Source organism: Marinobacter sp., from assembly GCF_048259445.1.
Taxonomy (GTDB): Bacteria; Pseudomonadota; Gammaproteobacteria; order Pseudomonadales; family Oleiphilaceae; genus Marinobacter.
In genome coordinates this window covers 36,255-55,511 of the sequence record NZ_JBLXHQ010000002.1, presented here as the reverse complement: position 1 = coordinate 55,511, position 19,257 = coordinate 36,255, and the positions used below count along the sequence as shown (strand labels likewise).

Annotated in this window: 23 protein-coding genes; 22 read left to right on the top strand and 1 reads right to left on the bottom strand. The window is 51.6% G+C overall.

Features of this window, described 5'->3' with window-relative positions; genetic code table 11:
- The first annotated feature begins 31 nt into the window (after nt 1-31).
- The 12 genes from ACN0RL_RS01670 (at nt 32) to ACN0RL_RS01615 (ending at nt 8,514) form a co-directional block, all read left to right on the top strand.
- Complete coding sequence (locus tag ACN0RL_RS01670) at nt 32-1,192, top strand: phosphoglycerate kinase (RefSeq protein ID WP_417513038.1); 1,161 nt, start codon at nt 32-34, stop codon at nt 1,190-1,192.
- A 182-nt stretch (nt 1,193-1,374) separates the two neighbouring features.
- Nucleotides 1,375-2,439, top strand: a complete 1,065-nt coding sequence (fba, locus tag ACN0RL_RS01665; protein ID WP_417513036.1) for a class II fructose-bisphosphate aldolase — start codon at nt 1,375-1,377, stop codon at nt 2,437-2,439.
- Nucleotides 2,440-2,927: 488 nt separating this feature from the next.
- Entirely contained in the window at nt 2,928-3,674 is a 747-nt protein-coding gene (locus tag ACN0RL_RS01660; RefSeq protein WP_417513034.1) for a helix-turn-helix domain-containing protein, read from the top strand.
- 102 nt (nt 3,675-3,776) lie between these two features.
- Entirely contained in the window at nt 3,777-4,187 is a 411-nt protein-coding gene (locus tag ACN0RL_RS01655) for a hypothetical protein (protein WP_417513032.1), read from the top strand.
- 29 nt (nt 4,188-4,216) lie between these two features.
- On the top strand, nt 4,217-5,122 hold the full coding sequence (locus ACN0RL_RS01650; RefSeq protein WP_417513030.1) for an AbiJ-NTD4 domain-containing protein: 906 nt from the start codon (nt 4,217-4,219) through the stop codon (nt 5,120-5,122).
- A 102-nt stretch (nt 5,123-5,224) separates the two neighbouring features.
- Entirely contained in the window at nt 5,225-5,770 is a 546-nt protein-coding gene (locus tag ACN0RL_RS01645) for a DUF6624 domain-containing protein (RefSeq protein WP_417513028.1), read from the top strand.
- An 88-nt stretch (nt 5,771-5,858) separates the two neighbouring features.
- Entirely contained in the window at nt 5,859-6,230 is a 372-nt protein-coding gene (locus ACN0RL_RS01640; protein WP_417513026.1) for a hypothetical protein, read from the top strand.
- Nucleotides 6,231-6,373: 143 nt separating this feature from the next.
- On the top strand, nt 6,374-6,760 hold the full coding sequence (locus tag ACN0RL_RS01635) for a hypothetical protein (protein ID WP_417513024.1): 387 nt from the start codon (nt 6,374-6,376) through the stop codon (nt 6,758-6,760).
- Nucleotides 6,761-6,782: 22 nt separating this feature from the next.
- Entirely contained in the window at nt 6,783-7,517 is a 735-nt protein-coding gene (locus ACN0RL_RS01630) for a ZIP family metal transporter (protein WP_417513022.1), read from the top strand.
- 104 nt (nt 7,518-7,621) lie between these two features.
- The gene (locus ACN0RL_RS01625) at nt 7,622-7,885 is read left to right on the top strand and encodes a BrnT family toxin (RefSeq protein ID WP_417513020.1); all 264 of its coding nucleotides are present in this window, start codon (nt 7,622-7,624) and stop codon (nt 7,883-7,885) included.
- On the top strand, nt 7,875-8,144 hold the full coding sequence (gene brnA / locus ACN0RL_RS01620) for a type II toxin-antitoxin system BrnA family antitoxin (protein ID WP_417513018.1): 270 nt from the start codon (nt 7,875-7,877) through the stop codon (nt 8,142-8,144). The genes ACN0RL_RS01625 and brnA overlap by 11 nt, the downstream gene beginning before the upstream one ends.
- A gap of 34 nt (nt 8,145-8,178) precedes the next feature.
- Nucleotides 8,179-8,514: a hypothetical protein gene (locus ACN0RL_RS01615; protein ID WP_417513016.1), complete on the top strand. Its 336-nt coding sequence runs from the start codon at nt 8,179-8,181 to the stop codon at nt 8,512-8,514.
- Nucleotides 8,515-8,643: 129 nt separating this feature from the next.
- Here the strand turns inward: ACN0RL_RS01615 and ACN0RL_RS01610 are convergent, their stop codons facing one another.
- The gene (locus ACN0RL_RS01610; RefSeq protein ID WP_417513014.1) at nt 8,644-9,171 is read right to left on the bottom strand and encodes a retropepsin-like aspartic protease family protein; all 528 of its coding nucleotides are present in this window, start codon (nt 9,169-9,171) and stop codon (nt 8,644-8,646) included.
- A gap of 84 nt (nt 9,172-9,255) precedes the next feature.
- On the opposite strand from ACN0RL_RS01610, the gene ACN0RL_RS01605 reads away from it, so the two are divergent.
- The 10 genes from ACN0RL_RS01605 to ACN0RL_RS01560 all read left to right on the top strand — a co-directional run bounded on the left by ACN0RL_RS01605 (nt 9,256) and on the right by ACN0RL_RS01560 (nt 19,250).
- The gene (locus ACN0RL_RS01605; protein ID WP_417513012.1) at nt 9,256-9,594 is read left to right on the top strand and encodes a hypothetical protein; all 339 of its coding nucleotides are present in this window, start codon (nt 9,256-9,258) and stop codon (nt 9,592-9,594) included.
- A 13-nt stretch (nt 9,595-9,607) separates the two neighbouring features.
- Complete coding sequence (locus ACN0RL_RS01600) at nt 9,608-12,352, top strand: AAA domain-containing protein (RefSeq protein WP_417513010.1); 2,745 nt, start codon at nt 9,608-9,610, stop codon at nt 12,350-12,352.
- A 94-nt stretch (nt 12,353-12,446) separates the two neighbouring features.
- Nucleotides 12,447-12,617, top strand: a complete 171-nt coding sequence (locus ACN0RL_RS01595; RefSeq protein WP_417513008.1) for a hypothetical protein — start codon at nt 12,447-12,449, stop codon at nt 12,615-12,617.
- Nucleotides 12,618-12,641: 24 nt separating this feature from the next.
- A complete protein-coding gene (locus ACN0RL_RS01590) occupies nt 12,642-13,100 on the top strand; it encodes a hypothetical protein (protein WP_417513006.1) in 459 nt (152 codons plus the stop codon).
- On the top strand, nt 13,097-14,020 hold the full coding sequence (locus ACN0RL_RS01585) for a M14 family metallocarboxypeptidase (RefSeq protein WP_417513004.1): 924 nt from the start codon (nt 13,097-13,099) through the stop codon (nt 14,018-14,020). The genes ACN0RL_RS01590 and ACN0RL_RS01585 overlap by 4 nt, the downstream gene beginning before the upstream one ends.
- A gap of 252 nt (nt 14,021-14,272) precedes the next feature.
- Nucleotides 14,273-15,955, top strand: a complete 1,683-nt coding sequence (locus ACN0RL_RS01580; RefSeq protein WP_417513002.1) for an AMP-binding protein — start codon at nt 14,273-14,275, stop codon at nt 15,953-15,955.
- A 43-nt stretch (nt 15,956-15,998) separates the two neighbouring features.
- Nucleotides 15,999-16,760 (top strand): metallophosphoesterase family protein, encoded by a 762-nt coding sequence (locus tag ACN0RL_RS01575; RefSeq protein WP_417513000.1) that lies wholly within the window; start codon nt 15,999-16,001, stop codon nt 16,758-16,760.
- Between the two features lie 50 nt (nt 16,761-16,810).
- Complete coding sequence (gene tehB, locus ACN0RL_RS01570; protein ID WP_417512998.1) at nt 16,811-17,383, top strand: tellurite resistance methyltransferase TehB; 573 nt, start codon at nt 16,811-16,813, stop codon at nt 17,381-17,383.
- A 133-nt stretch (nt 17,384-17,516) separates the two neighbouring features.
- On the top strand, nt 17,517-18,341 hold the full coding sequence (locus tag ACN0RL_RS01565) for a TSUP family transporter (RefSeq protein WP_417512996.1): 825 nt from the start codon (nt 17,517-17,519) through the stop codon (nt 18,339-18,341).
- Nucleotides 18,342-18,416: 75 nt separating this feature from the next.
- The gene (locus ACN0RL_RS01560; protein WP_417512994.1) at nt 18,417-19,250 is read left to right on the top strand and encodes a mechanosensitive ion channel family protein; all 834 of its coding nucleotides are present in this window, start codon (nt 18,417-18,419) and stop codon (nt 19,248-19,250) included.
- The last annotated feature ends 7 nt before the right edge of the window (nt 19,251-19,257 follow it).

Here is a 19,257-nt window from a genome sequence, read left to right as displayed (position 1 = left end):
ACCCATAACCCGAAACAACGGAAACCAGATCATGGCCATCAAAAAAATGACTGACCTGAACCTCGCCGGCAAGCGGGTTCTGATTCGCGAAGACCTCAACGTACCGGTAAAGAACGGCGTGATTTCCAGCGATGCGCGCATCCGTGCATCCCTGCCGACTATAAAGGCAGCAAAAGATGCTGGCGCCAAAGTCATGCTGATGTCTCACCTGGGCCGCCCGGAAGAAGGCGTGTACGACGAAGCCTCTTCCATGAAGCCGGTGGCTGAGCACCTCACCAAAGTGCTGGGCCAGGAAGTGCGCCTGATCAAAGACTACCTCGATGGCGTTGAAGTGGCCGACGGCGAAGTGGTGTTGTTCGAGAACGTTCGCTTCAATAAAGGCGAAAAGAAAGACGACGAAACCCTCGCAAAGCAATACGCAGCCCTGTGCGATATCTACGTGATGGACGCCTTCGGAACAGCCCATCGCGCCCAGGCCTCAACTCACGGCGTTGCGCGCTTCGCACCTGAAGCCTGTGCAGGCCCGTTGCTGGCGGCGGAACTGGAAGCCCTGGGCAAAGCCCTGGATAACCCGGCCAAGCCCGTCGTTGCCATTGTTGGTGGCGCCAAAGTTTCCACCAAGCTCGACGTGCTCAATGCCCTCGAGAAAGTGTGTGACCAAATCATTGTAGGCGGCGGCATAGCCAACACCTTCCTGGCCGCAGCCGGCCATCCGGTGGGCAAATCCCTGTGCGAGCACGACCTGCTGGATACCGCCAGAGACATCGCCTCCCGCGTTAACATCCCGCTGCCGGTCGACGTAGTGGTTGCCAGTGAATTTGCGGAAGACGCCACGGCCACCACCCGGAACATTTCCGACGTTACCGAAGACGACATGATTCTTGACGTAGGCCCGGAAACCGCTGGCCAGTTTGCTGAACTGCTCAAGAGTGCCAAAACCATTCTGTGGAACGGCCCTGTGGGCGTGTTCGAGTTTGACCAGTTTGGTAACGGTACCAAAACCCTGGCCGAAGCCATAGCCGAAAGCGATGCCTTCTCACTGGCGGGCGGCGGAGACACAGTGGCTGCCGTTGACAAATACGGCATAGCTGACAAGATCTCGTATATTTCCACCGGCGGTGGCGCCTTCCTGGAGTTTGTGGAAGGCAAAGTGCTGCCAGCCGTAGCCGTACTGGAAGAGCGCGGCGCGTAGGCCTCTGAGCCGGGAAAAGACTCATAGGCAGGTGGGAGCTTCTTTTTGGGACTGTCGGCAGCATGGATGCTGCCGTCAAGCGTACAGGGATGTATTTACAGCGTGTCCCGAAAAGAAGCTCCCGCCTGCCGAGCCAGATTTCAAACTAATGTGTGACTTTTTTAAACCAAGGAGACAACCAAATGGCCCTGATTTCGATGCGGCAAATGCTGGACCACGCCGCCGAGCATGGTTACGGTGTGCCAGCCTTTAACGTAAACAACCTGGAACAGATGCGCGCCATCATGGAAGCCGCCGACAAAACCGACTCCCCGGTGATTGTTCAGGCTTCGGCGGGCGCCCGGAAATACGCCGGCGCCCCTTTCCTGCGTCACCTGATCCTTGCCGCTATTGAAGAATGGCCACACATCCCGGTGGTCATGCATCAGGACCACGGCACCAGCCCTTCAGTGTGCCAGCGTTCCATCCAGCTTGGCTTCAGCTCCGTGATGATGGACGGCTCCCTGGGTGAAGACGGCAAAACGCCCATGGACTACGAGTACAACGTAGACGTAACCCGTCGCACCGTAGAAATGGCCCACGCCTGTGGCGTATCCGTAGAAGGCGAGCTGGGTTGCCTGGGTTCCCTGGAAACCGGCCAGGCCGGTGAGGAAGACGGCATCGGTGCAGAAGGCACCCTGGACATGAGCCAGATGCTGACCGACCCGGAAGAAGCAGCCGACTTCGTGAAGAAAACCCACGTAGATGCATTGGCCATCGCCATTGGCACCAGCCACGGCGCCTACAAGTTCACCCGTCCACCTACGGGCGACATTCTGGCCATCAACCAGATCAAAGCCATCCACGCCCGTATTCCAGACACCCACCTGGTAATGCACGGCTCCAGTTCCGTACCCCAGGAATGGTTGAAAATCATCAACGAATACGGTGGTGAGATTCCCGAAACCTACGGTGTACCGGTTGAAGAAATCGTGGAAGGCATCAAGCACGGTGTGCGTAAAGTAAACATCGACACCGACCTGCGCCTCGCCAGCACAGGTGCAGTACGTCGCTTCCTGGCCCAGAACCCGGCCGAGTTCGATCCGCGCAAATTCCTGAAAGCCACCATGGTTGCCATGACCGAAGTGTGCATCGCACGCTACGAAGCTTTCGGCTGCGCTGGCCAAGCCAGCAAGATCAAGCCAATCAACCTCGAGCGCATGTTTGAGCGTTATGAGGCTGGTGAGCTGGATCCTAAAGTTAAATAAAACCGCAGTAAACAACCCCGGGCGCTTTGCCCGGGGTTGTGAATTCCCCTCTGAATTCCCTTCTCTATAGCTCCACTTACGTTCCGATTACTACATAAACAGACTACAAAACACTTTTATTCACGCGAATGAACAAGCTTTTGCAAAGGGCCACGGCAGATAGCCTCTAAATAGGCTAATGTTGAGAGTAGTAAGCTATGTACGTGGCTCTGGTTGTGGGTGATGCGTTGCCGTTGGAAAGAAATTCGCGCGACTAACGGCTTATGGCAAGGTGCTGAGGATTCGGTGTTATTGCAATAATGAAGATGTCACGCGATTACAGGATGTGAGCGGTTTGATTTTTTAACGTTCTGATTTTTAAGGTAAAAATATATATTTGGAACGTGGAAGGTTGCATAAAATGTGGAAGTCACGTTTTTGCAATAATGAAGGGTTCTATCTAATACGCTGTTAAATAGGTACAAAACTTTCGGATATCGAGAATAAATATGAGCTTGAAGAAAAATCAGCATGAGCTATTCCGGCAGTTTTTTGAAAAACCAACTCGTGCTTTTTTGAGTCAGGTGCTCAAGGAAAATATTGGTGAGACTGATTATTTAGATTTCAAGGCGGAATGGCCTAAATTTGAGCATGTGGCAAAGCATATACTAGCCATGGGTAATACTGGCGGAGGGGCCATTGTCCTCGGTGTCACAGAGGAGCAAAGTGGTGAATTCAATTCTACAGGGTTAGAGAAACTACAAGATAGAGCTGACCTGAACAAAAAGCTAAGGAAATTCGTCCCCGACCAGCTGAATTACGAACTATTCAATTTTACATACGATAAAACAGAACCGTCGTTAGAAGGAAAGAATTTCCAGGTCATCATGGTTGAGTATTCTGAGAAAATTTTGCCTTTGCTGGCTCTCAAAGAAGGCTCCGGCATTCAATCTAACGTTGCGTATGTACGAAGTGGAACTGAATCAATTCCTGCTAACCGCGATCAGCTAGAACAGTTGATTAATACTAGAATTGACACAGAGTACTCGTCCACTCCAACTTTAGAGCTCACGCATCATTTGGAGCAATTAAAAATATTATGTGAGTATGTCGATAAAATGGAATATGAAGAGTTACTCGATAGTGAATCATTTATGAGGGGAATACTGGAGTTTGTTGGGGACAACGACTATCGGGATTTCTTACAAGAGATTATATCTTCTAAAAAACAAGTTATCAGAAAAATCATACACTGAGGATTTAGCAATCGCAGGCACGGCGACGCCTTTTCTATTTCGGCTTCGCCTACACTCCAAAGCCGCGCATGCTGCGGGCGTTAAGCACACACGGATGAGAGTATGGATAACTTAATTCAGGAAACTTCAGAGTTTTTCAATCGACACTGGTACGGAGAGTTGCCAGTTCCGGAGTGGAACTTTGATTGGAATTGGAAGGGGCCAGTACCAAATTACTTGCTCGGTGGTTTGTACGCGCTATTTTCCGATGAATCTCTCGTATATATCGGGCTGGGGCGCAGCAGTGTAGCTCGTGGTATCAGTGCTAGATTAGAGAGCCATGTTCTTGCAATTAGTGGCGAAGGTGGCAGGTACGGTTACGTTCCACAAGAAAAGTGGAAAAAGCTCGGGGTAAACCGGCTCGCAACGATAGGGTTCCCTCCCGAGTTCAGCTACCTTTCACCTGCATTAGAAGACTATCTAATTGGCAGATTGCAACCTAGTGCAAACTCCGTGGGTAAATCAAATGCTTAACTCCAGCGTTAGATAGAAAGAGGAATTCTGTGACTGAATTTAAGGCTCCATTCTCAGCCCGCCATCGCGGAAAGCGTCAGCATATAGACAATGACTTCCCAGAGAGCGCTCGAGTAGGTTTACTCCACCTCCTTTACGATCTGGAAGAGAAAGAATTCGTAGCTGGTTGGCCAGCAATTGCCCGTGAGCTACAACGCATTAGCCGACAGGCGCCTACCTCTTATCAATCTAATTCAGTAACAGATTTGGTAAAAGCTAGGAATGAAGCAGAAGAAACCTTGTCTTCTTTAAATTGGGATAAGCTTTACGATTTTTGTGAGCGGCTATATAGCTATCTTTCACAGGATGTTCTGGAATGGATGGAATTCGATGTATCTAGGGTTTCCACTCCAAAAAGTGAGGTTCAGTTTTTTATTTCGGAAGAACTTGAGCGCCTTTTTTTAGAAGAGAATTTGGTTTTTGAATTCTCAGAAGGCCTCGTCCGCAGGCGCGGACGGCGACATACTGAAGATCAAGCAGCTCGAGCACATCTTGTTCTAGGTGATAATCGGCTGGCTGATTCCAGGAAGCATTACACAAAAGCGCTTCATTTTTTTCGTCATCCAACCAACCCAGACTATGAGAATTGCGTTAAAGAAAGTGTTTGTGCAGTAGAAGCGGCAGGCAAAGCATTGTTTCCCGAAGCAAAGGCAACAACATTGGGAAATCTCGCAAAATGGCTTGTAACTGCGAATGACTATGACATTCCGAAAGCACTGGTAAAAACAATCGAAGGCATCTATGCCTATCGAAGTGGCGGCAATGGAGTAGGGCATGGCGGAGCACAAGGTGGAACCGCTACAGTAGAAGTCGCGGAGTATGTTCTAAGTGTGTGCGCTTCACAGATCATTTATTTGGTGGATATTGAGGAAAAGCACGACGATATACCGTTCTAGGAGCGGGAACTCGTCTAACCATTGGCTGCACAGCGACCTGTTTTTCGCCGCTTGGCGGCTCCGAACCGGCGCATGAGCCAGGCGTTAACTGGGAAGGAGCCCATGAATCAGATTCTTGCGAATGAGCTGGTCACGATGATGACGGAAGACCAGCGGTTGTTGCAGCAACTCTTCAATTCGGGAGAACTGCCATCTGAGTCTTATCATCCCCGAATGAAAGCCCTGCATGAGCAGAATGGATCTCGCCTGAAGGAGATTATTGGTGCTCACAGTTGGCCCGGCATTTCGTTAGTTGGGGAAGAGGCTGCCAAAGCTGCGTGGCTGGTCGTTCAGCATTCTGTTTCAGATCCCGAGTTCATGGGTGAGTGTGTCTCCCTACTAGAAGATGCCGTCGCGAGGAAGGATGTACCGGGCTGGCAGTTTGCATTCCTCCAAGATCGGGTGCGTACGCTATCTGGCAAGACTCAATACTACGGCACCCAGTTTGATGTTGATGAAAACGGTTGGCCAACACCGTTTCCTATTGAGGATTCTGCTACGGTTAATGAACGCCGTGCGCGTCTTGGGCTGAACTCCATCGAGGAGCGCCAGGAGCAAATGACTGAGCAGGAGCGGAAGCGCCGTGCCAATATCGAACAAACTAGTTAACAAAACGCGGCACTTGGACGCCCTTGTCTCCGTTTCGCTGCGTCAAGGTCGCCTGTGCGCTCTGCGTTATGTTTCTGAGAGGGAGACGATGTTGAAAACCATTACCTTTATAGGATTTCTCGCGTTCAGCGTTGCCCTCAATGTGCATGCAGATGACAGCGCAAGGATTGATCGACTGGAGAAGCAAGTCCAAGAACTGAAGGTTCGGCTATCGGATCTAGAATCTCAGCTCAATGATCAAGGTGAAGTCCAGAAATTCGTCGCGAATGGGGATGGTTGGGAATCGCTCGCAAACTGGAGAAAGCTGACAACAGCAATGGGCTACGATGATGTTGAACGGATACTCGGCACGCCTGAGCGAGTGGACGGAGGTAACTTGGCACGTTGGTATTATCCAAATCGGGCAGAAGTTGTCTTCATGCGTGGGAAAGTCGAATCATGGTCAGAACCAAGACAGTAATACGTAACCAGGCCATTAAGGTTGTTCCGGGCCGATGGCCCTCCACCGGACGCCCTGGCCAAGGCGCCTTTTATTGCCGGCGTTAGGTTGAATCACATCAAAAAGTCACCTACTGCTGACTACTTATCCAAAAGGAGTACAACATGAGTAACGAACATAAACATGATCATAGTGACCACAAGCATGACCACTCGGATCACGAAAACTGGCTAGCTGACCATCACAGCTGGCGTATTGAGAACAGTAAGCTGCTCGCCACCCTGCACCGCATTGAGGCCGAAATTCACGAACATGAGGCCCACATGCATGAACATGGACAAGCCATCGCGGCTCACGAGGCCAATATCGCGCGTCACGAAAAGCAAATCAGTGAACATGAGCGCACGGGTGATGGAGCTGGGCACGAGGCCGCTCAGCTGAAGCATGACATGCAACATCAAGCCCACGAGGATTTTGCCCGTAATCATGAGCAACTAAAAAAGCGTCATCAGGCAATCTGTGACAAGTTGAAGGGGTTGAGCCTCGACTAGGTTACTTTGAAAGGATACGAATTTGGATACAACACTACTGACCATTCTGGTTTTTGGGCTCTTGATGAGCCTGATTGCCATAGTCGGTGGGTTATTTATATTTTTGCCCGAGAAAGTTTTGAAACGCTGGTTGAAGCCTATCGTTGCTTTCGCTGCGGGGTCGTTGCTCGGAGGCGCTTTTTTTCACATGCTTCCACATGCGCTAGGTGCTTCAGAATCGCGAATTTTCGTAATGCTATGGGTGGTCATCGGCTTCACAGCTTTCTTTGCACTTGATCAGCTACTCGAGTGGCACCATTGCCATCGTGCGCCTTCCGAGCATGTACAGCCCTTAGGTCCTTTACTGTTGATTGCTGATGGAGTTCACAACCTACTCGGGGGGCTTGCCATTGGCGCTATCTTCCTTGTGGATATTCGGGCTGGAATCGCAGCATGGATCGCCGCAGCTCTACACGAACTCCCTCAGGAAATCGGTGACTTCGGGGCGATGGTTCATGCCGGGTATTCACGCCGCAAAGCTTTACTTTATAACTTTATCTCTGCGCTAACTTTCCCGCTTGGTGGTGTTATTGCTTACGGCGTTGGACAGAGTATGAACGTGTATTTTCTTGTGGCATTGGGGGCCGGGAACTTCCTTTATATTGCAGGCGCAGACCTTATTCCAGAGGTCAAACAGGCAGAGCGACTTCGAGAAACGGGAGTTCGGTTCGTGTTCTTTGTATTGGGCGTTTCTCTCCTTTTTGCGGTGGCTCTTTAATGCGGCCATGGTCACCTAACAAACGGGTCCACCGGACAAATGTTCGCTGCCACAGCTTCCTTCCATATCTTGCGGGTTGAGTAAAAAAGGAATAATTTGTACTCATGGATGAGTTTGAATTCGACGACGCCAAAAGCCAGGCGAACTTGGATAAGCACGGTATTGATTTCGTTACTGCCCAAGGGCTGTGGAAAGATCCGTATCTGCTGGAGATCCGCGCAAAATCAGAGGATGAGCAGAGGTTTTTGCTGATAGGCAAGATTGGTGAAACACACTGGTCGGCTGTCGTCACACATAGGGATTCTCGTATTCGCCTGATTTCAGTCAGGCGTTCCCGTAAGAAGGAGGTTGAGCTCTATGAAAGCTAAAGACTTCGATAAAAAGTTTGAGCAAGGTCAGGAAGATATTGTTGATGACCTGGATCTGTCCTCTGCTCGCCGTGTTAATCAGCAACAAAAGCGAATCAACGTCGATTTCCCGGCTTGGGTGGTCGAGTCGTTGGATCGTGAGGCTGCGCGCATTGGCGTTACACGCCAATCGATTATCAAGGTGTGGCTGGTGGAGCGTCTTCAGGCAGAATCTGCTAACAAGCCGCTCAATGGTGACGCCGCAGGCGGCGAACATTAACGGAGCGTATGTGGCAGTTCGAGAAGGGATTTGAATGCCGAAAAATTTGACCGAAGCGAAGGACAAGCTTTTAAGCACGGAGTACCCGCGTTGGCGCAATCTTTTATCGTGTGCGATTCTCGTGTTGATCGCTACGGGTGCCGTATCGGTTTGGTGGTACGCCTATTACACGACCCCCAACACGGAGTGCCATAAAGGCTTTTTGTATTTCTCTGTCATATGGCTGGCAGTGCAGTGGGTAGTTATTGGTTATCTATACCGCTATCAAAATATTCCGGCATTTGCTCGGGATGCGATCAAGCTTCAGATATTGTTAGGTAATGTTTGGTTTGGGCTATTTTTGTTTTCGCTGCAACCTTGTGTTCATTAGCCCAACCACATAACCAGTAGCTGTAGTTCGTGCTGCACTTGCTGCCTCCACCGTGCGCCCTCATCTTCTGAAACGGCTCGGACACTGACAGGCTGCCAGGTTATGGAGATAGAGAGGCTCCCCTCTATCTCAATGTGTTCTCTGGCTAAGGGTTAAAACGCCCGATTGTTGAGAGAAGTTCAGCTGTCCAAGCACACTCATGCCCAGCAGAACCATGTCTGGGTCCATGTCCGGGTTGATGGTGCCGGGTACGTTATTGAATGTGATATCGCCCATGCGGAGTTCTGGAATGGTTGTATCCCACACACGTACGGTACCAGCTGCAGTGCGTGCAAGGCTGGGCTGCATCCGGACAAGGCCTGCTTTTTGGGCGATGTGTTCTGAGACTGCCACGGTTGTCGCGCCGGTATCCAGAATGAAGGTGACGTTTTGATTGTTGATGGTGCCATTTGCCAGATAATGGCCCTGGCGGTTTGCCTGCAGTTTGATTTCGGTGGCGCCGTCGCGGGTGTGACTGACCAGTTGCTGGTTGGGATTGGTTTTGCGGGCGTCCCAGCTACCGAGTAAATAGGTCGCAGCGGAGAGGAACACAATCCAGAAAACAGCGAAGTAAAGAAGGTATCGGGTTTCGGGTCTGATGATGCCAGGTTTACTCATTCTGTTCCTTTTATCGGGGTGTCCGGACGGCTGTTTGAAGTCTAACCCATTCCTGGCACAAGAGCAGGGGCAGGTAGAGTACAGATGTTTGAACGCACAACAGTAAAGGTGCTTTTGGTAATCGCTGTAGCCTATGCAGGGGTCTGGCTTCCCTATGTTCTTTGGCAGGGCAATTTGCCGGCCTGGCTGAGCTCACCCTATGCAGTTTGGGGGTTTATCCAGGTAACCCCGGTTTACATTCTCAATGGTGCAGGAGTGCCCTGGTTGCTCCAGAATAATGGCCACTGTGGATGGGGTTGGTGTAGCCCAACTGTTTTTGGTTACATTGTGCTTGTAATCTTTTGGGTAGTGGTTGCATGGCTGCTTGCCTGGTTCATTTCATACCTTGCAAGGCGCTCCAATCAGTTTTTTCAGAGCAAATAATATCGAGAGGGCCATGGTCAGCATCCATGTAAACGGCCAGGACAAGACCAAGCAGATCAATGATTGGAAAATACGGGATTCTCGCCAAGGCCTGGAGCTGACCTGCTTTTTCCCCTCAGGAAAATCCTACACTCGTCCGCTCAGTGAATGTGAGATCACGCCCACCGAAGTAGTAGAAGACGCGCTCCTTGTGAAGAAAAACGGCAGCGTGTTCGGCCACGTCGACAAAGTGGTGGTTTATGGTAACAAGCAAGCAGTTGTCCAGTATGCGGAGAACGCTAAACCCTACGTTATGAATATGGACAACATTCGGCTGGTTAGAAAAACAAAGCTCAAGGATGGAGAGGTCTTTCGTTACTTTATTTCTGTGGCTGAGGGTCGGCTGGAAAAGGCGAGGGATAATTCTATAAAAGGTGCAGCGATTGCTGACAATGTGCTCCGTCAGCTGAAGGCCCTGCCTTCAAATCCAGAGATGGTATTGAATTCATACTGCACAGGATTCAGTCAGCCAAGGGAACCTCAAGAAAACCTTATTTTCCCCTTTGGTATCAATGAGAGCCAGCTAGAAGCAGTCGCGGGCGCTTTCTCCTCACAGGTCAGTATCATCAAGGGCCCTCCCGGCACAGGAAAGACCCAGACGATATTGAATATCCTCGCCAACATTCTGCTGCGGAACGAAACCGTTGCCCTTCTTTCCAATAACAATACCGCCGTTGAAAACGTCTATGAGAAGCTGGGCAAAGAAGGGTTGGAATTTCTTGTCGCCAAACTCGGCAACAGTGAGAATCGTAAAAATTTCTTTGCCAACACACCGGCGATTCCAACAGCAAAGTTTCCACCTGCGCCGTTATTGCAGGATATCGAGGGAGATGTAGATCATTTGAAGCAGTTTCTACATGCACGGAACGAAGTGGCGAAACTGCAAGCTGAAGTTGATGAACTGAACATCGAACGGAAGTATCTACTTAAATGGCGGCAGGAAAACCTGGAAGCTGCCCCGAACTTGCTCAAAACTGACTCATTGGAAAAATACCGGTTATCCAAGCAAAAGATCACAGATCTGATGGCTTATCTGACTATGCTGGATGGCAAACCCATCAGCCTGAGGAACAGAATAGAGCTGTGGTTGAACTTCCGGATTTTTCGCACCAAGCCTTTTAGCACCTCCGATAAGCGCGACGCCACGATCCATACTTTGCAACTGGGCTACTACGACAAGGCATTGCAGGAAAAAGAAGCTGAGCTGGCTTCCTGTCAGGACACTTTGAGGAAAGGTGATTTCGACGCACTTTTGGCGGGGGTAACCACTTCCTCGATGGCCTACCTGAAAGATCAGCTTCAACAACGAAAACGGTCTGAGGAAGTCTTTACTTCGGAAGGGTACCGAGACCGGATCGATGCGTTTTTGAAGCGCTATCCAATCATCGGCAGCAGCACGCACTCCATCATCAACTCGCTTAAGTCTGGGACGGTTCTCGACTACGCCATCATTGATGAAGCGTCCCAGCAGGATATTATTCCGGGAATATTGGCGCTGGGTTGTGCGCGGAACCTCGTTATCGTTGGTGACGGAAAACAGTTGCCCCCAATTTTCGCGAAGGTTGGCAAAGCAGCGCCTGATGAAAGGTATGACTGCGAAAAACACAGCCTGCTGGACTCTTGCCTCAGTGTTTTTGGCGACGCCGTTCCGGTGACCCTGCTGAAGGAGCATTATCGGTGCCACCCCAGAATCATCCAGTTCTGTAATCAGCAGTTTTACGACAACGAGCTTATTCCGATGACACGGGATGCGGGCGAAGATGCCTTGCGACTTATCGTAACCGCCAAAGGGAATCACACCCGACTCTACAAAAACCAGCGAGAGCTGGATTCGTTGCTTCACGTGCTGGATCGGGGCGAAAGCAGCCAGTGGGATGAGACCTCCAAGCGCGGATTTATTGCGCCATACAATGCACAGGTTGCGCTGTCGCACTCGCACCTGCCCGCCAGTTTCGTCAAGGATACTACCCACAAATTTCAGGGCAGGGAGTGTGATGAAATTGTGTTTTCAACCGTATTGGACAAGAAGGCCAGCAACCAGAAAAATCTGAAGTTTGTGGATGATCCTCATTTGATTAATGTAGCTGTGTCCAGGGCAAAAAATCGGTTTACGCTTGTAACCGGTGATGATGTCTTCAGTGCAGCGAATGGGCCAGTTTCGGCGCTGATTCGCTACATTGAGTATTACGCGAATGAAACGGCACAGGTCCATCGTTCACCCGTTGTGTCGGCTTTCGATCTGCTCTACGCCGAGTATGACCAATCTCTGGAAAAGCTGAGGTCTGCTTTAAGGGCGAGCGATTCACAATTCAGGTCGGAACAGATAGTCGCCCAGATACTGCGCGAACGCCTTTCTCTTTTTTCGAACCAAGCGGTAACCTTCCATACACAGATAGCCCTGAATCAGTTGGTGTCACCAGGAAATGAAGCTCTGACCGCAAGAGAACGCGGGTTTATGAAAGGCCGAAGCTGCTGCGATTTTGTGCTCTACTTCAAGGTGGGTAAGAAGCCAATGGCGATCATTGAGGTAGACGGAGGTGATCACGAAAAGCCCCAACAGAAGCAATGGGATGCCCTGAAGAATAGCATCCTCCATAAAGGGGGCTTGCCTTTGCTTCGCCTGAAAACGGTTGAAAGCCATATTGAAGAAAAGGTCGAAAAGTTTTTGGTTACATTACTTGGCACCACTCGCCTTAAAACAAAGGACGTTAGCGAATGAAATGGGCGTTCATTGATTACGAAAATTAGCAAAGTCTTGGCAAATTCGATCGGCGCCCTGAAGGCTATTCTTCGTTCGCCATTAGGAGCATTTCATGTCAAAAAAAATTGTCATGTTTGAGTACGAGAAGGAAACAAAAAACAGTGTGCGCTATAAGGAAGTCCCTGATGAAGGCACGGCTCCTATAGTGGGCACTTTGTATGTTCAGAAGTGGTTCGCGGGTGACAGCAAATCGATAGAGATAACGATCGACAAAAAAGACTGACTCGCAACGGGCCCAGGCCAGCCAATGTTTATAACAGTCGCATTTAAGGCACTCGTTATCTGGTTAGCAATCGTCGTTCTGGCAATTGCCAATGGATCACTGCGCGAGTTTTTACTTGTACCTGTACTGGGCACTCAGGCGGCTCTCATGTTGAGTGGCCTGCTACTCTCGGTTTTGATAGTTGGTGTGGTGTACTTGTTGTTACCTTGGCTGCACCCCAGCCAACCGTTGCAGGTTTGGGGTATTGGCTTGGCGTGGCTCGCACTCACGCTCATTTTCGAGTTTTCATTTGGGCTGCTGCAAGGCAAGTCGTGGGCTGAGCTTCTTGGGTCCTATACATTCGAAGATGGCAACCTCTGGCTTGTCGTTCTCGCGACGACAGTTCTGGCACCATATATTGCCGCAAAGCTCAGGGGTTGGCATAAGCGCTTTAATGCATCAGAGAGAGGTGATATGAAAGCAATCCGGAGGAAATCAAGATGAACATGGCTCCCGCCTTCTATCCCATCGGTACGCCAGGCATTCCCTGGGGCGACGCGGAGCGCGCCGAGTGGTTGTCACGACAGTCTCATCAGCGCAGTTACGAGTCCGAGGTGTTGAGCGTGATAGAGAACCTGCGTTCGCGCTTTGATGTGGAAGAGTACGGCCATCTGGACTATGGCTCAGAGGGTTATCCGCTGATGGCGATCCGCAGCCGGGACTGGCGTGACGATCTCCCGGTCGTGCTGATAACAGGCGGAGTGCACGGCTATGAAACCAGTGGTGTGCAAGGCGCGTTGCAGTTCGTCGATAGGCATGCCGAGGATTATGCAGGCCGCGTGAACTTGCTGGTCGCGCCCTGTGTCAGCCCCTGGGCTTACGAGCGCATCCATCGCTGGAACCCGCACGCGGTAGACCCGAACCGCTCATTCCGGCCCGACAGTGCGGCTGAGGAGTCGGCGGCATTGATGCGACTGGTGGCGCCCATCAGCGACTGTGTACTGATGCATATGGACCTGCATGAAACCACTGATACGGATGAAAGCGAATTTCGTCCCGCGCTGTCGGCACGCGACGGCAAGCCGTTCGAGCCGTGTGAGATTCCTGATGGCTTCTATCTGGTTGATGACAGTGAAAAACCGCATTCTGAATTTCAGCAGGCGGTGGTTGAGGCGGTGGAGAAGGTCACCCATATCGCTCCTGCAGACAACAATGGGGAGATTCTTGGCTCACCGATGACCGCCCGGGGCGTTATCCGGTATCCGCTTAAACAGCTGGGGCTGTGTGCCAGTATCACCAGCGCCCGTTACAGGACCACCACTGAGGTGTATCCCGACAGCCCCCGTGCAACTCCTGAGCAGTGCAATGCTGCGCAGGTTGCCGCAGTGTGTGCCGGGATCGACTATGCGCTGGCGCACCAGTAACCCGGTCGCGCAGACTACGGTAATCAAAAACCCGATAAGTACGACGCGAGCGATGCGGTAGATGGCGCACGTCATGGCGTAATCTTCACAGCGTGGCTTCTCTGCGTTCGTGGCAGTTGGTCAGATACTCCGCTAAACTTTTGTTTTATGGATCGATAGACTAAAGCTTTCTGCAAGACGGAACAGAAAACCCCAACACAACAATTATAACGGCCGGTCCCGGACCGCCGACTAAGGAAAAAGGAGAGAGCGATGCAATCGGCAGACGCATTCAAGACGGCTCGTCAGCAACTGCTGGACCTGCGCGAAGACTATGACCGCGCCTACGAAACCTTTAACTGGCCCGAGCTGAATGAGTTTAATTGGGCGCTCGATTGGTTCGATGATTACGCCAAAGACAATGAGAAGATCGCGCTCTGGCTGGTAGATGAAGACGGCAGCGAATTCCGTTACAGCTTCGAACAGATGCGACAGAACTCCAACCAGGTAGCAAACTTTCTGCGTGATAAGGGGTTGGGGCGCGGCGACACCCTGCTGATCATGCTCGATAACGTGATCGAACTCTGGGAAACGATGCTGGCGGCGATCAAGCTGGGTGCTGTCGTTATTCCAGCCAGCACGCTGCTATCGAAGAAGGATCTCGGCGACCGGTTGGGGCGTGGCGGCGTCAGTCATGTGCTAACCACCAATGAGCATGTTCCGAAATTTGAGGGCGTTGCAGAAGGGCTGACCCGCATCGTCGCTGGTGAACCTTGCGAACAGTGGGTTAATTACCAGGACGCCTATGGTTACGAGAAGAGTTTCAAGCCGGAAGGCGTAACCAACGCCACCGACCCGATGCTGCTGTATTTCACGTCGGGTACCACCTCGCTGCCGAAGCTTGTGTTACACACGCATCAAAGTTATCCGGTCGGTTCGCTGTCGACCATGTACTGGCTCGGTTTGCAGCCCGATGATATCCATTTCAATATCAGTTCGCCCGGCTGGGCCAAGCACGCCTGGTCCAACCTTTTTGCGCCCTGGGATGCCGGCTGCACGGTGTTCATCTATCGCCAGGAACGCTTCGATCCGGTCGCTACGTTGAAAGTGATCGCCGACAAGGGCGTGACCTCCCTGTGTGCGCCCCCCACTGTATGGCGCATGCTTATCCAGGAAGATCTGGCGGCTTATGATGTGAAGCTAAAGAGCCTGGTCGGCGCGGGTGAACCGCTTAATCCGGAAGTGATCGCACGGGTAGAAAAACTCTGGGGCCTCACCATTCGCGACGGCTATGGCCAGACTGAAACCACCGCCCAGATCGGCAATCCGCCGGCACAGAAAATGAAATCCGGCTCCATGGGCCGGCCCTTGCCTGGTTACAAGATCACATTGCTTGATCCGCAAGACAAAGAAGTCACCGAAGGCGAAATCGCCATTGATGTGCGCAACCAGCGCCCACTCGGGCTGATGAAAGAGTACCGCGACGACCCCGAGCGCATGGCTCAGGCACTGCACAGCGGCTTTTATCGCACCGGTGATGTGGCCAGCCGCGACGACGATGGTTATTACTGGTACGTCGGCCGCGCAGACGACGTGTTCAAGAGTTCGGATTATCGCGTCAGCCCGTTTGAGCTGGAATCTATTCTCATCGAGCACGAATCCGTGGCCGAGGCGGCAGTGGTGCCCGCACCCGACGATGTGCGGCTGAGCGTGCCCAAGGCTTATATCGTGCTGCGCAGGGACTACGAGCCAGGCCCGGATTCGGCAAAGGCTCTGTTTGCGTTCATCCGCGAACGCATGGCGCCGTACATGCGGATTCGACAGATAGAATTTGCCGAGTTGCCCAAAACCATCTCGGGCAAGATTCGTCGTGTTGAGCTACGCACCCATGCTGCGAGCAGCGAGCAGGGCGAGTATGCCTATGCCGAAACGGATTTTCCCGAGTTGAAGGGCTGAAAAAACTGAGAGTTGTTAGCGCCAGTTTCACGAGGAGATAGGATTGCGCTTACGAATACTGTCGGATTTGCACGTTGAGTGTTTTCAGGAGGGGCGCGACCTGCCTGAAGTGGCAGCGGATGTAGTTATCCTTGCCGGAGACATCCATCGTACAGCGGAGGGTCTTGCCTGGGCGGCGGAACGATTTGCCGGGCAGGAGATTATCTACGTTCCCGGCAATCATGAGTTCTACGGAACCAGCATGCCAGAGGCGCGCAAAGCTTTGCTTGCCGAAGCCAGGCACTTCGGTATTCATCTGCTTGATAACGCGACGGTTGATATCGGTGGCGTGCGTTTTCACGGCACCACTCTGTGGACGGATTTCGGTTTGTATCATGGCCAACCAAATTGTGACCCGGTGGAGACGGAGCGGCGCGCACTGGCGTTTATGCCGGATTTTCGCATCATCCAACAACCAGCGGGAGAGGTATTCAGTCCTGCGGAAAGCCAGATGTTGCATGCAGAAGCCATTGCCTGGCTTGAGGTGGCGCTAAGCGAACCCAGCCCAGGTCCGCGAGTGGTGATCAGCCACCATGCGCCGTTACCTGAGTGTATTCCGCCAAAGTATCAGGGAGACGCCTTGTCGCCAGCCTTCGCTTCGAACTTGCGGGCACTGATGGGAAAGATGGATCTATGGGTTCACGGCCACGTTCATGAGCCTGTTGATCTTCAGGTTGAAGGCACTCGCGTATTCGCCAACCCGGGTGCCTATCCGAAAGAATACGACCCACCACTGTTTGTCTCAGACAGAATTATTGAGGTGTAAGCTCATAAACAAGTATAATTAATACCTCAATTAAAAGTCGAGTGAATATCATGTCAACAGATCTGAATAGCCGGCACGGCTTGAATCCTGCACATAGTGAACTGGTAGATGCGTGCAAGGTTATTGAGCCATGCAAAGCCCTCGACATGGGCTGTTCCAACGGTCGTAACGCGTTATACATGAGCCAGCTTGGCTTTGACGTAACCGCCGTTGACAACAACCCTGGCGCTATCAATATGCTGAAGCAAATTGTCAGCAAAGAGGAAATAGAAAATGTTGAGGCGAAGGTGTACGACATCAATAATGCTGCGCTTGATGCAGATTATGGGTTGATCGCCTGCACAGTAACCTTGATGTTTCTCGATCCGGCTCGTGTGGACGCTGTGATTACGGACATGCAAGAGCGCACTCTGCCCGGTGGCTATAATCTGATTGTTTGCGCCATGAACACCCAGGAATACCCATGCCCCGTGCCCTTCCCGTTTACCCTTGAATCGGGGCAGCTGCGAACGGCCTACGAGGGATGGGAACTGGTTAAGTACAACGAGGATTTGGGCACTATGCATAACGGTGCCCAGTTGCAGTTTGCTACGCTGTTGGCACGGAATCCTGTCGCTGTGTAACCATCGATCGCGACGTCGTCGTATGTGACAACGTTGGGACCAACTGAGTCTTTATTCGGGCGAATGAATAGTTCCTGCGTAGCCGTGAGAAAATCGTTAAACTTGGGCGGGTTTTTTCACTGCTCGGGATGTTATGTCAGATCTTTCCCTTATTCAGTATGCCCTGATCGCACTCATTTTTATCTGGAGTGGTTTCGTGCGCTCCGGTCTGGGCTTCGGTGGGGCAGTGCTGTCGTTGCCATTCCTGTTGCTGGTGAAGGACGACCCGCTGGTATTTCTGCCCATCATCGCCGTGCACCTGTTGGTGTTTTCATCGCTGACTATCTGGACGAACAATCGCCGCAGTCCTGACAAAAAAGATAGCAAGAGTCGCCAGAAATTAACCGGGTTCGGGCCTGATGTTGCCGCAACCGCGTCGGAAGGTACGGTTGACTGGCCCTACCTGTGGCGAATGCTGCGCATCATGCTGGTGCCAAAGCTGATTGGTGTGTTCGGTCTGTTTACGCTGCCGCCCAATGTACTGAGTGCGATTATTTTCGTGATTGTGGCCATCTACTCGGTGTCGTACATCATTAACCGGCCGTTTCGCAGTAACAGTAAAGGCGTGGATGTGGCCCTGTTGATGGCTGGTGGCTATATCAGCGGCACCTCGCTGATAGGCGCGCCGCTGATTATTGCCGTTGCGGCGCAGCACCTGGCGCGGGAAAAGCTGCGCGATACGCTGTTTGGCCTTTGGTTCATCCTGGTACTGATCAAGCTGGCGGCGTTCATCTGGGTGGGCCTTGATCTGCAGTTGATTCATCACCTGTGGTTGTTACCCTGCGCCGCCATAGGCCATGTGGTCGGGCTGCGTTTTCACGAGCGCATTCTGAAAGCCGAAACACCGGTATTTTTCCGCCTGCTGGGCGTAGTGCTGTTGGTTGTCAGCAGTGTGGGTATGGTTAGCGTGTTGCTCTAGTGGCCGGGAAAGACATGTTGCGCGTGCCTGAGAGTTAATTTATTTTAATGAGCTTCAACATACAGGAAGCTCAAGATGATGACGGACTATCTCGATCAACTGGATATCAACCAGTACCTTCCCACCGCTCTGGATTGGGCAACCAACATCCTGTTGGCTCTGGTCATTCTCATAATTGGTTTCTGGTTTGCTGGTAAGGCCTACAAATCAGTTGTTCGTATTTCTATGAGTTACGATCAGTTGGACGACACCCTGTTCAAGTTCTTTGGCAGTGTTGTGCGTTATACCATTCTGGCTTTTGTGGGTATCGCCGTACTGAATCGGTTCGGTGTTCAGACGGCCTCCATTATCGCTCTGCTTGGTGCTGCCGGTCTGGCCATAGGGTTGGCATTGCAAGGCACGCTTTCCAATCTTGCTGCTGGCGTAATGCTACTGATATTCCGCCCTTACAAGGTTGGTGACTTTATCGACGCGGCAGGTAAATTCGGAAAGGTCAGGGAAGTGGATATGTTCACCACCATCCTGCAAACGTTCGATAACCAGCAGATCATCATCCCCAACAGTCAGATCTGGGGGCAGCAGATTACCAACCATTCCCACCACCCTGTGAGGGGTGTGGATATGCATTTTGGTATTGCCTACAACGAAAGCATCGATGAGGCCCGCAAGGTAATCGACAGTGTACTGGCGAACCATCCGCACGTCCTCGCCGACCCAGCACCGTTTGTTGAAGTTGAAACCCTGAATAACAGTTCCGTGGACTTTCTGGTCAGGCCTTTTTGCGAGGGTGAGCATTATTTCGCTGTGCTTTACTCAGTACCCGAACAAATCAAGAAAGCTCTCGATGAGGCTGGAATAGAGATTCCGTTCCCGCATCGAAAAGTCATTTTGGTGAATGAAACGCAATAACTGTAGA